This window comes from Chryseobacterium rhizoplanae (assembly GCF_900182655.1).
GTDB lineage: Bacteria > Bacteroidota > Bacteroidia > Flavobacteriales > Weeksellaceae > Chryseobacterium > Chryseobacterium rhizoplanae.
The window spans coordinates 40,477-52,921 of sequence record NZ_FXTC01000014.1; the positions used below are offsets into that span (position 1 = coordinate 40,477).

The 12,445-nt window shown below is 36.5% G+C and carries 9 protein-coding genes; 4 read left to right on the forward strand and 5 right to left on the reverse strand.

What is annotated here, in order from left to right; genetic code table 11:
* Positions 1 to 35 precede the first annotated feature (35 nt).
* Positions 36 to 863 carry an endonuclease/exonuclease/phosphatase family protein gene (locus tag FN817_RS21385; protein ID WP_142719690.1) on the forward strand — a complete coding sequence of 276 codons (828 nt, stop codon included), beginning with the start codon at positions 36 to 38 and terminating at the stop codon, positions 861 to 863.
* Between the two features lie 3 nt (positions 864 to 866).
* On the opposite strand, the gene FN817_RS21390 is transcribed toward FN817_RS21385, so the two are convergent.
* On the reverse strand, positions 867 to 1,553 hold the full coding sequence (locus FN817_RS21390; RefSeq protein ID WP_142719691.1) for a response regulator transcription factor: 687 nt from the start codon (positions 1,551 to 1,553) through the stop codon (positions 867 to 869).
* Positions 1,543 to 2,865, reverse strand: a complete 1,323-nt coding sequence (locus FN817_RS21395; RefSeq protein WP_142719692.1) for a sensor histidine kinase — start codon at positions 2,863 to 2,865, stop codon at positions 1,543 to 1,545. Before FN817_RS21395 ends, FN817_RS21390 begins: the two co-directional genes overlap by 11 nt.
* Before the next feature lie 114 nt (positions 2,866 to 2,979).
* On the opposite strand from FN817_RS21395, the gene FN817_RS21400 reads away from it, so the two are divergent.
* The 3 genes from FN817_RS21400 (at position 2,980) to FN817_RS21410 (ending at position 8,328) form a co-directional block, all read left to right on the forward strand.
* A complete protein-coding gene (locus FN817_RS21400) occupies positions 2,980 to 3,813 on the forward strand; it encodes a GLPGLI family protein (RefSeq protein WP_142719693.1) in 834 nt (277 codons plus the stop codon).
* Between the two features lie 173 nt (positions 3,814 to 3,986).
* Positions 3,987 to 6,356 carry an outer membrane beta-barrel family protein gene (locus FN817_RS21405; RefSeq protein ID WP_142719694.1) on the forward strand — a complete coding sequence of 790 codons (2,370 nt, stop codon included), beginning with the start codon at positions 3,987 to 3,989 and terminating at the stop codon, positions 6,354 to 6,356.
* A 106-nt stretch (positions 6,357 to 6,462) separates the two neighbouring features.
* Complete coding sequence (locus FN817_RS21410; protein WP_142719695.1) at positions 6,463 to 8,328, forward strand: M1 family metallopeptidase; 1,866 nt, start codon at positions 6,463 to 6,465, stop codon at positions 8,326 to 8,328.
* 36 nt (positions 8,329 to 8,364) lie between these two features.
* Here the strand turns inward: FN817_RS21410 and FN817_RS21415 are convergent, their stop codons facing one another.
* The 3 genes from FN817_RS21415 to FN817_RS21425 form a co-directional block, all read right to left on the reverse strand.
* A complete protein-coding gene (locus FN817_RS21415) occupies positions 8,365 to 9,777 on the reverse strand; it encodes a phosphatase PAP2 family protein (protein ID WP_142719696.1) in 1,413 nt (470 codons plus the stop codon).
* Positions 9,778 to 9,883: 106 nt separating this feature from the next.
* Positions 9,884 to 10,897, reverse strand: coding sequence for a zinc metalloprotease (locus FN817_RS21420; protein ID WP_142719697.1), 1,014 nt, complete (start codon positions 10,895 to 10,897; stop codon positions 9,884 to 9,886).
* Positions 10,898 to 11,399: 502 nt separating this feature from the next.
* A complete protein-coding gene (locus FN817_RS21425) occupies positions 11,400 to 12,404 on the reverse strand; it encodes a zinc metalloprotease (RefSeq protein WP_142719698.1) in 1,005 nt (334 codons plus the stop codon).
* Positions 12,405 to 12,445 lie beyond the last annotated feature (41 nt).

Sequence of the window (12,445 nt, forward strand, 5' to 3'; positions counted from 1 at the left end):
AGTTTTATTTTTGTCTCTTACTGATAAAATAACATATGAATTTAAGATTTTCAATGGTGTTCCTGATGTTTTTTGCATTAGGATTTTCACAGGACCTTACCGTAATGAGTTTCAATATCAGACTGAATGTTGAATCCGATAAAGACAATGCATGGCCGAAGAGAAAACAGGATGTTGCAGATTTATTAACCTATTATCATCCAGATTATTTCGGAGTACAGGAAGCGCTTCCGGGACAGATGAAAGATATTAAAACAGGATTAAAAAACTATGATTACATAGGAGTAGGAAGAGACGATGGTAAAGAAAAAGGAGAATTTTCAGCTATTTTTTATGATACCAACAAGCTTGAAGTAATAAAATCAGGAACATTCTGGTTGTCCGAAACTCCGGAAAAACCCTCAAAAGGCTGGGATGCTGCTCTGAACAGAATCTGTACTTATGCTATATTTAAAGATAAAAAATCAAAAAAAGAATTCCTTGCGATGAATCTTCATTTCGATCATGTAGGAAATGTAGCCAGAGTAAAATCTTCCGAACTGATCCTGAAAAAGATCAAAGAACTGAATCCAAAGAACCTTCCGGTAACTCTGAGCGGCGATTTTAACCTCACAGATGATTCAGAACCGATTAAAATTCTTTCCCAGAATATGAAAGACACTTTTTATCATTCCGAAACCAAGCATTACGGGCCGGTAGGAACTTTCACAGGCTTCAATGTCAATGAAGTTCCGAAAGACAGAATTGATTATATTTTTACACAAGGCTTTAAAATAAGATCTCACAGACATATCAATGACAGAAGAGAAAATCTGTTGTATCCATCGGACCATTTTCCGGTGATTGTGAATTTGTCTCTATAAAAATCAGTGGGTTGGAAAATCGACTTCAAATCCAATTCCTCTCAGGGATTGGATTTTTATTTGGGGATCGCTGTTGAAATACTTGCGGAGTCTGCTGATGAACACATCAAGGCTTCTTCCGGTAAAATAATCATTCGTTTCCCAAAGATTATCCAGAATATTATCTCTGGTGATGATCGTCCTGTTATGCTTCAGAAGATATAATAAAAGCTCCTGTTCCCGTATGGTAAGCCGGTTGTTTCCGTTAGGATGCGATAATAGAAGTTTGGTGGTATCCAATGAAAATTCCCCGATTTTTATCTGGCTTTCCGTAGCGACAGGAAACGTTCTTTTCAGAATGTTTTTAATTCGTAACACGAGTTCTTCAGGGTCGCATGGTTTGGCAATATAATCATCGGCGCCTATTTTCAACCCGGTCAGTCGGTCTATTTTTTGATTTTTAGCCGTTAAAAACAGTAACGGGAAATTACTTTTTTCCTTTAAAATCATTTGAGCCAGAGAAAAACCGTCGAGATTGGGCATCATCACATCAAGAATACCCATTTGAAAAGGAAAATCAGATTGAAGTAACGGGACTACATCTTCCGGATTCTGAAACCAGCTGACTTCAAAATCTTCCAATTCAAGATACTGCTTCAGAATCATTCCGAAATCCGGATCGTCTTCTGCCAGAAGGATTTTAGTTTTCATAAGGAATTGATATTTTAAAAGTACTTCCTGCCTGAGGTTTACTGGAAACTTCTATTTTACCTCCGTATTTTGTAATGATTTTTTTAACGAAGTAAAGTCCAAGTCCCAGCCCTTTGCTGTTGTGGATATTATTGTTCTGAATTCTGTAGAATTTTTCAAAAATATGATTCAATTCTTTTGTTTCCATGCCTTGCCCATTATCTGAAACTTTAATTTCAAGATGTTGAGAATGGTTTCGGGTATTTATTGTAACAGCAGATGCCCCATATTTAACACTGTTTTCACAAAGATTTTTAATGACTGTTTCCATCAGGTTTTTATCATAAGGAAGCTTTTGTGAAACTGAATTTTCAAGTTTAAAATCAATGTTCGGGTAAGTAACCGCAAGATCCTGAATGAAAAAATCCCAGTCTTCAGGTTGTATTTCAACCATTTCATCCGGCGTTTCATCCTTATGAAGCTGAACCATCAGGCTTTCAAGGCGGGAAATCTGGCGGTCAATAAGAGGCAGTGTTTCCGGGTTCCATTCTTTTTTTAATGCTTTGGAAGCTATTTTTAAAGTAGCAATCGGAGTTTTAAACTCATGTGAAATGTTATCCACAATCGTGTGGAGAACTTCTACCTGTTTCTGCTGCTGAATCAGATTTCTGATCGTGAAGATATAAAGTAAAAGAACTCCTGCAAGAAGTATAATACAGCAAATGATCAGTAGGGTAAGCTCTTTGAAAACAATACTTTTTATATTTTTAATCTCAAAATCTGTCTGGGTTTTAACCAGAAAACTATTCTTTTTTTCAACCTGCCCATTATCCGTATCATCTCTTTTGGTGGTTGAGGTTTCCCAGCTTCCATTACTGGCGATACGTGGATTTTTAAGCTTATCCTGTGTCTCAAAAATGACAATAGGTTCTGTAATTACTTTTGCGCTGTCTGGCAGATGGACAATGGAAAGATACCGGATTCTTGCGGAAATCTCATATCCGTCTTTCTGATAGCGGCTGTCGATATAATGGATCAGTCTTTCTCTGGCAGATTTCCTGTTTTCTATAAAATAATTGAGAAAATTCCTTTTGTTGATCTCGTTATTATGATACCTTATAATGATTTCCTGAAGAGAGTCATCATTTCTTTCTTTCACCTCCTGGATGTCTTCAAGACTGTCTGTAAAATGGGTAAGCCCGTCATTCACGGATCTGTAGATATCCCTTTCTTTTACCTGATAGGTCTTGTACATAAAGTAGACCTGTATTCCCAGTAAAAGCAGGAACAGAGCGGCAAAAACCGGAATCAGAATTTTACTTTTGGCTATCATTGAAACAAAGATAAAACTTTAACATTTTACTGAAATAGTATTTTTGTCATTAACCTTTTATTAACCTGATGGTTAATGTGTTTTTGGTAATTTTAGAAAATTAATGACCATTTAATGAAAAAGATACTCATTCTTCTGATTCTTATGCTTGGGATGCATACCAATGCACAAACCCATCGCTTTATATATGAACTTCAGTACAGATTTGAACCTAACGGGACCAATTATGATAAAGAAGAAATGGTGCTGGATATCAATCCTGATGAAGTGAAGTTTTATGAATCTGAATTTTTAGCAAGCGATTCCCTGAATATTCTTCACGGAGGAATTTCTTCCCAACATACCAGCCAGTCCGGACAAACCATTATCCGAAAAAGAAATTCCAATAAAAATAAAAACTTTGTTCAGATCATGATGATGCCTTATTATTATGTTTTTGAAACGGAGGATAATATCCAGTGGAAAATAGAGGCTGATACTAAAAAGATCAATAATTATAATTTACAAAGAGCAACTGCTGTGTTTGGAGGAAGAAACTGGACCGCTTGGTTTACGCCGGATATCAACATTCCTGAAGGACCTTATAAATTCAGAGGATTGCCGGGATTGGTTCTGTATGTAGAAGATGACAAGAAAGATTTTATATATTCTTTCTCCCGAAATAAAAACCTGCCAAAAACATACGATACAAAAAGCTTTCTCGAAAAACATTATTCACTGGATGCTATTGCCATTGACTTAAAGAAATGGGTAAAACTGAATCTGGAGTTTTACAATGATCCATATGCCAGAATGAGAACCGATTTTCAGCCGGACTGGAATGTCCGTATTAATGGGCAGCAAATCAAAAGCAAAGAAGAATTTGCAGGTTTGACTAAACAAACGCAGACAGACATCAAAAAATATTATAATCCGATTGAACTGGATAAAGCCATTCCTTATCCATAAAAAAATATACTCTATTAATTTTGAAACCTGAATTTACGAATTCAGGTTTTGTTATTGTAAAGAAAAGACATTAACCTATCATTAACCCATCATTAACCGAAATTCTCCCTTTCAATACAGAATTTTGTAGCCATAAAACAGAACAGTGTTTTTGTTAGGATAAAAAAATGACCATGTATAAAATTCTTTTTTTTCTGTGTTTTCCGGTTTTGATTCTTGCCCAGAAACAAAAACTTAAAGGAACAGTTATGAACACTGAAAATGAAAAGCTTTCATCGGTAAAAATAGAGCTGTATAATTCTCAGAATACATTAATTAAAGAATTAAAAACGGATGAAAACGGAAATTTTATACTGGAGGGAATAGCAGAACAGGATGTAAAACTGGTAGTTAAAAACCTGGGATACTCTTTATTTGAGAAAAAACTTGATCTGAAAGAGCTTGATCCTCTGAATGTTATCCTTAAAAAAGAAACGCAGGAAATAGAAGGAGTGGTAATGACGAAACGCAAGCCCTTGGTGAAAAGAAAAGTGGATCGCCTGGAATTTAATGTTGAAAACAGCAATATTTCCTCACTCAATGCCTGGGAAATTCTAAAGAATACACCAAGTGTCACCGTAAACAATGATGTACTCGGTGTAAAGGGAAGTACTGCAATTTTGGTGACCATTAATGATAAAAAGATAATGCTGACGGGTGATGAGCTTAAAAATCTTTTAGAAAATACACAGGGAGATGATGTGAAATCGGTAGAAGTGATTACCAATCCGCCAGCAAAATATGAAGCTTCAGGAAGTGCAGTGCTGAATATTGTTCTGAAAAAGAATAAAATTGAAGGCTACCGCGGAATTCTTTCATCCAAATATGTGCAGACACAATATGCGAAAGGCGTTTTTGGTCTTTCCCAATATTATAAAAAAGATAAACTTTCCGTTATGGGAAGCTATTATAGAGGGCTGGGGACGTACTACCGGGAAGGAACAGACTATGTAAACTACCCGGAGAGCCAAACCCGATGGGTTAGTACGATGAACAGGAAGGATAAAAACTATAACCAGAATACCCTGAATTTTAATGTGGAATATGAATTGGACAGCTTAACCAATGCAAGCCTCAACTACTCAGGGTATTTTTCTCCGAAATCCTTCGGAACCTACAATGTTCCTACACTGATCTATAATAATCAGGATATCGTAGAATCCAATTATACCACCATCAATGATCACCGCTCCCGTTCCATTAATAACTCTGTAAGTTTTCAGATAGACCGGAAGCTGAATAAGAAAAGCAGTCTTTCATGGATTAGCTATTTTACGGGAAACAACGCCGATAAATATCAGAATGTCATCACCAATCTGAACTTTGCGGGCCAGCCTCCAAAAGAAGATAATTTTCTTACGAAAAATAAAGCCGATGTTCAGCTGTATTCCACTCAATTCGATTATCAGTGGAAAAGTGATAAGCTGGAGCTGGAATCCGGAGCAAAATATAGTTTTGTAAAGACAAGCAGCGCACTTGATTTCTCTGACAATGAAAATGGAATATTACAATACCGTCCGGAAAAGAGCAGTATCTTTGATTATAAGGAGCATAATTTTGCCCTGTATTCTTCATTAGCCTACAATATTGGAAAATGGAATTTCAAAGGAGGGCTTCGCACAGAAATGACAGATCTGGAAGGAGTAGTCTCTGAACCTTATGAATTGAATAAAACCAACTATTGGAAGTTTTTCCCCACTTTTTACGCACAATATACCACAGAAAATAAACAGGAATTCGGTTTCTCTTATGGGAAAAGGATCAGCAGACCTTCCTATTCATGGTTGAACCCTGCAAAATCTTATTACAATCTGTTTTCGTATTATCAGGGAGACCCAAAGCTAAAGGCAACCATTACCCATAACCTCAATCTTACCTACTCATGGAAAGAATGGAATGTGGATCTGTATTACCGTAAAGAAATCTATCCGTCTATGGAAATTTCATATCAGGAACCCAATACCAACAGTCTCATTTATTACTTTACCAATATTGAGAAGGGAGAAGCTTTCGGGTTAAGTTTATACAAAAACTTTCAGGTCAAACCATGGTGGAATATCATTATGTCCGAAAACCTTGAACACAATGAAAATTATTTTAAAGGAACAGACGGAATGTTATATAAAAATAAAGTCTGGAACTGGGTTTCCAATATCTCAACAAGCTTTACACTCGATAAAAATAGTGATTGGAAGATGGAAATGGGACACCGTTACTATTCTCCCGGAATACAAGGGACTTTTAGAATTTCTGCGGCGTGGTCGGCATATTTTGTGATGAACAGAAAGTTCCTGAATAAAAAGCTGGAAGCAAGTCTTATATTCACTGATATTTTCAGAACAACAGGCCAGAAAGTCAGTACAAAATACGCGAATCAGGATAACTATTTTCTGGATTATACGGATGCGCAAGGCATTTCCTTTTCACTGAAATTCAACTTTGGAAATCAATCTGTGAAAAATGCAAAAACAATAAAGAAAACTGCCGAACAAGATAGACTGTAGAATAATATGATATAAACATCATTACAATAAGATATTATTATAAAAGAAATAACCTACTGATGTTACATTTTTGCTATTTTTGACACCTATCTTTAAAAAGGTCATTATGAAGAAAATTTTTTCCGGAATGCTGATGGTTGTTTCCTTGCTGCAATTGTCTGCACAGGAACTCTATATGCCGAGGAATATTAAAAAAGCGTATGAAAAAGGGACCCGCGATATCTCCGGAGCACCAGGTAAAAACTATTGGCAGAATAAGGGAGTATATAATGTGGATGTGAAAGTGGATGCCAATACCAAAATGGTTTCCGGAAAAGAAACAATTGTTTATACGAACAACAGCCCGGATAGTCTGAATGAACTGGCTATTCGATTTGTGAATAACCTTCATAAACCGCAGTCACCAAGATCGGGATTTGTGTCTAAAGATTTTCTGTCTTCAGGACTTAAGATTAAATCTTTCATTGTAAACGGAACAAAATATGACGTTAACAGTGATGATTGGAGTACTGTTGAAAAAGTAAAATTAAAAACAGCTTTAAAACCTAAATCAAAAGCTGAAGTAAAAATTGAATGGGAATATCCGCTTTCAGTACAGAGTGGAAGAGAAGGTCAGATAGATCCGGAAACATTTTATGTTGCTTATTCCTATCCAAGAATTTCTGTGTATGATGATTATAACGGATGGGATATGCTTCCACACTCAGACAGACAGGAGTTTTACAATGACTTCAACGACTACAGCTTTGCGATTACAGCACCTAAAAATTTTGTAGTCTGGGCAACAGGAGATTTCCTGAACCCGGAAGCAGTCCTTCAGCCGGAGTATTTAAAAAGATATAAAGCTTCATTAAAAAGCGATAAAGTAATGCATATTGCTACAGAGCAGGAAATGAAGTCTGGGAAAGTAGCCAAACCTAATAAATGGAATGTCTGGAAATTTAAAGCCAGTCACATTACAGATTTCTGTTTTGCAATGAGCAACCATTATGTGTGGGATGCATCAAGTGTTCAGTTAAAATCGAAAAGAGCAAGCGTTCAGGCAGGATATAAAAATGGCGCAGCAGATTTTGAGCACTATGTAGACTGGATGCGTTATAATCTTGATTGGTTCTCTAAAAACTGGCCGGGAGTAGAATATCCTTATAATGTAATGACTGCTATTCAGGGATATGCAGATATGGAATATCCAATGATGATCAATGATACCAGTATTCCTGATGATCTTCAGGATGCAAGGCTGACTGCAGATCATGAAATTGCGCACACCTATTTCCCTTTTTATATGGGTATCAACGAGACGAGATATGCATTTATGGATGAAGGCTGGGCAACTACCCTGGAATATCTTATAGGAGTTGATGAAAACGGCGAAGCTGCAGCCAAAGAATTTTATAAAAACTTCAGGGTTAAAAAATGGATCAATGACCCATCTGCAGAACAGGATCAACCGGTGATTACCATGAGTACGCAGGTGAGTGGTTCCGGATATGGAAACAATTCTTATGTAAAAGCTTCTTTGTCTTATCTGGCATTGAAAGATTATTTAGGAGACGAACTTTTCAAAAAAGCATTACATCATTATATGGACAACTGGAATGGAAAACATCCGGTTCCATGGGATTATTTCAACTCTATGAATACAGGATCAGGGAAAAACCTGAACTGGTTCTTCCAAAATTGGTTTTATACCAATAATTATATTGATTTAAAAGTAACAGGTGCATCCCAGATTAATGATATGCTTACAGTAAACATAGCCAATGTAGGTGGTTTTGCAATTCCCTTTGATGCGTTAATAACATATGAAGACGGGACTACAGAAAAACTGCATTTCTCTCCTTCTGTCTGGGAAAAAGATCAGAAGCTGACCGATCTTGTGATTCCTATTAAGAAGAAAGTGAAATCTGTAAAGTTGGATGGAGATCTGTTTATGGATTATACTCCCGAAAACAATCAGAAAAACTTATAAAATAAAAGCCTTCAGATTCTGAAGGCTTTTGTATTTTTAAAAATAGGCAGTTAATCTTAACCCTAATGTAATATAATTGATTTTTTCTTTAGCAATAAGGTGGTTAAGTTCCTGATCCAGCTCAGCACTTTCCTTGATCTCATCACTGAAGCGATACCGGATCGTAGAGTTTATCTGATTGTAATCCGTATAGAACGTAAGACCCAGCCCCGGATTGAACCTGTAAGTCATCGCTGCTCCTGTATTCCAACGGAAAGCGGGTTTAGGCTTGTATCGGGCTATCTGAAGTTCGTGGTTAGGAGCGTCTATATCATCTCCTTTTACAAAAACTTTTCCACTGGCAGTAGTAGCATATCCTCCGGTTAACTTTAAAGTAAGCTGCCATTTATCTGAAAATTCATGAGAAAAATAAGGCCCAATCCCTGCAGCCAGGAAGCCCATGGACTGTGTTTTGATTTCATGGTTGCCAAAATCCTGCCCGTCATCAAAAGTTATTCTCTGAGATTTAATAGGGAAGCTGCTGAAGGTAACATCTGCACCCACACCCCATTTTTTTGAAAAGAAATAAGCTCCTTCCAATCCGCCTTCAAAACCTACTTGTTTTTTGTCATCCAGTTCAGATTCCCTCAGGAAATTAGTCGTACCTAATGCGGTACCCATCTTCAGGGTAAGAAAAGAGGGATAATCATTTCCTTGTATTCTGGATAAGATACTTAAATTATCCCCTTTATTTTTATAAATTTTATCAATAAAAAAGTACCCCAGTTCTGTAGATATAATTCCGATACCAGCGCCGGCAAGAATATCCGGAACCCAGTGTCTGTTATTCAAATTTCTGCCAAGTCCTGTAATAGCGGCAGAACCATATCCTGCAATACTGTAGGCTGGGTTTACCATACCATATTCTTTATGCAGAAAACTTGCATTGGTAAAAGCCATTGCTGCATGTCCTGATGGAAATGAATTGTTTTTGGAGCCATCCGGACGTTCAACTTTTGCTGTATATTTAATAGAATTAACTAAAATAGCCATGATGACTAAACTTGTACCATAAGACAGAGTGGCCCGGCCCATATTATTCCGGCCTTTTACACCTGCCAGTTTTAATCCGTAAACAGTTGCAGCCGGGGCATACTGAAGATAATCATCAAATTTGACCTTGAAATTAGGAAGATAGCGGTTTCTTACTTCGCGGATATTCTCTTTTTCTCCCCATGTTGCAGCAGCAGCCGTGAAAAGAAGGGCAGGAGCTACTGATTTTTTCACCCACTCCTTTTTGAAAAATGGTGTTTTCTGCTGAAATACACAACCGGTGGAATTGGTAGGCACAATGTCTTCCATAAGATTTCGGGATCGGATGGTATCCTGTGTTTTAATTTGGATAGTATCCTGTGCTTTTATACAATATAGATGCAATAGTATTCCTGATGCTAATGCTAATTTTTTCATCGTAGTGGTGCTGAAATGTAAGTCGAGTAAAAATATTAAAAAAATCTATCCCAAAAATTGAGATAGACTATTTTAATATTTTTATAATATTCAGCTAACTTGCTAATTATCTTAAGCCAGATCTTGGCCCGGACGCTGCTACTACAGCCTGCATTCTTGTTTTTTGATTAGCTGAGAACATTACCATAGATTTGTCATCTACATAATCCATATAGTTCATGAACATCTGAGAACGGCTTACTCCTCCGCAAATTCTGTTCAGAGGATAAGTTGGGTTTCCGTAGTTAGGGCCTGGAGACACAGGAGTGTCATTAGAGTAATCTGTTTGGCATCCTGTATCAGATGATCCCCAAAGGTGTGGCAGATTCAGATAGTGTCCTACTTCGTGAGTTACCGTTCTTCCTAAGTTGAATGGAGCAGAAGCACCGGTTTTTCCGATATATTGGTATCCTATTACAAGACCATCATACCATTGTCCTGCATTTTCAGGGTAATAAGCATAGCCTAAGGTTCCTGGTTGGTTATTCTCATCAAGGATTGAGTTAACAACCCATATATTCATATTTTTAGTCACATCAGTAGCATCAATACCCCCTGTGCTTGCCTTTTTCATTTGCTCAAGATCAGATCTCCAACCTGTTTTTGTACTTTGTTTACGGTTGGTGGCTACTAATTTGAAACGGATTTTTACGTCTCCTGCTGCCGAAGGTTGAAATGCTGAAGGAATTTTATTAATGTCAGAATTGGTAGCACCATAATCAGCATTCAGTACTGCAATTTGTTCTGCGATTCTTGCGTCAGAAACATTTTGAGCGGAAGTATTGTAAATTACATTAAAAACTACCGGAATCTCAACGGTACCGTCTGCCAGAACTTTTCCCAATTTAAGATTTTCAGCAAATTTTTCAGTACCGAATTCAATATCGGCCATTTTTTGTTTTAGTGCAGGGTTTTTCAGAAGCATTGCCTGTCTTATTCCTTCTGAAGGACAGCTTCTTTTAAGAGCGCCTGGAGCGGAAGCTTCCTGATCCACAGGCGTTTCATTTTGATTACTTAAGTTGTCGGAGTTACATGCTGACATAAAGCCCAGAACCAGGGCTCCGAATAAGAATTTTCTCATATCGTTATAATATAATTTGGTTGAGGCTGTGAAATTATATTATTTAAAATTGATATGCAAACAATTTTAGAAAATATTTAAAGAATATTTATTTAATGGTTATTTTAATTGTGTTTATCTCATCTTAATTTAATATTTATTGAATTTTAATCAATTTTATTGATTTGTTTTATATTTCACGTATAAGTGTATTTTTAAGTGTAAATAATTTTATACTCTATATAATTTGTAGGATATTTTTTATTTAAAATTCGTTAATAAAAATATCTTAAATACATAATTAAAGTGATGTGTTTCATGCATTATTCCCATTTTTAGTTTTTTTTACTGTCCTATATGTTTTTTTAATAAAAAATATAGGTCATCTCTGGCTTTGTTTGTTGAATATATTACTGAGCTAATAATAGAATGGTATTGCTGAGTTTTAATCTAAAAAAGGTACAAAAAAAGCCTATCCCAAATTTGGAATAGACTTTATAATATAATAATTTAAAAATATGTATTAGTATACTCTTAATCCTGATCTGGCACCAGAAGAGGCTACTACAGACTGCATTCTTGTTTTTTGTCCTGAAGAGAACATGAACATGGCTGCGTCATCTACATAATCCATATAATTCATAAACATTACAGATCTTTGTACACCGCTGCAAGTATTGTATAGAGGATAAGAAGGCTTTCCGTAATTTGCTGTAGTTTGTGTAGGAGTATCACTTACCAGGTCATTTCCGCAATTAGCATCACCCCAGATGTGTCTTAAGTTTAAATAGTGTCCTACTTCATGTGTTGCCGTTCTTCCCAGGTTGAAAGGTGAAGATGCACCGGTTTTTCCAAAATATGGAGCAGCAATTACAACACCGTCATTCCAGAGACCTGCAGATTCTGGGAAAGTTGCATATCCAAGAATTGTACGTCCCTGGCTGGTCATTTTGCCCACCACCCATAAATTTAAATAATTAGTAGGATTAGTTGCGTCAATTCCTCCTTTAGATGCTTTTTTCATGTCGTCATTGGTAGCCCAGCTGGTTTTTGAAGTAGATTTTCTAACAGTATTAACAAGTCTGAATTTTACTTTTGTGTCACCAGAGCTCACAGTTTGGAATTCTGTTGGAATTTTGCTGGCATCACTGTTGGTGCCGGAATAGTCAGCATTTAATACTGCAATTTGCTCAGCAATTCTTGCGTCAGAAACGTTTTCAGCTGTAGTCTTGTAGATGACATTCACTATAACCGGAATTTCTACCGTACCATCAGCCAGAACCTTTCCAAACTTGATATCATTGGCGAATTTTTCTGTATTGGTTTCTAATGCTGCGAATCTTTGCTGAAGTTCAGGACTTTTTTTCAATGCTTCCTGTCTGATTTCCTCAGAAGCACAGCCTCTTTGAGCAAAACCTGCTGTAGTTACTGCTTCGTCAGTTGTGTTTTCATTTTGATTGGTGATGTTGTCATTGTTACATGCAGACATCACACTGAGCATAAGAGCTCCAAATAATAGTTTTTTCATATCAAAATCATTTAGGTTGAGGATGTGAAATTATATTATTT

Excerpts from the sequence above, each read along its gene's own strand:
- FN817_RS21385 (WP_142719690.1), top strand. The coding sequence starts at position 36 with ATGAATTTAAGATTTTCAATGGTGTTCCTGATGTTTTTTGCATTAGGA.
- FN817_RS21390 (WP_142719691.1), bottom strand. The coding sequence starts at position 1,553 with ATGAAAACTAAAATCCTTCTGGCAGAAGACGATCCGGATTTCGGAATG.
- FN817_RS21395 (WP_142719692.1), bottom strand. The coding sequence starts at position 2,865 with ATGATAGCCAAAAGTAAAATTCTGATTCCGGTTTTTGCCGCTCTGTTC.
- FN817_RS21400 (WP_142719693.1), top strand. The coding sequence starts at position 2,980 with ATGAAAAAGATACTCATTCTTCTGATTCTTATGCTTGGGATGCATACC.
- FN817_RS21405 (WP_142719694.1), top strand. The coding sequence starts at position 3,987 with ATGTATAAAATTCTTTTTTTTCTGTGTTTTCCGGTTTTGATTCTTGCC.
- FN817_RS21410 (WP_142719695.1), top strand. The coding sequence starts at position 6,463 with ATGAAGAAAATTTTTTCCGGAATGCTGATGGTTGTTTCCTTGCTGCAA.
- FN817_RS21415 (WP_142719696.1), bottom strand. The coding sequence starts at position 9,777 with ATGAAAAAATTAGCATTAGCATCAGGAATACTATTGCATCTATATTGT.
- FN817_RS21420 (WP_142719697.1), bottom strand. The coding sequence starts at position 10,897 with ATGAGAAAATTCTTATTCGGAGCCCTGGTTCTGGGCTTTATGTCAGCA.
- FN817_RS21425 (WP_142719698.1), bottom strand. The coding sequence starts at position 12,404 with ATGAAAAAACTATTATTTGGAGCTCTTATGCTCAGTGTGATGTCTGCA.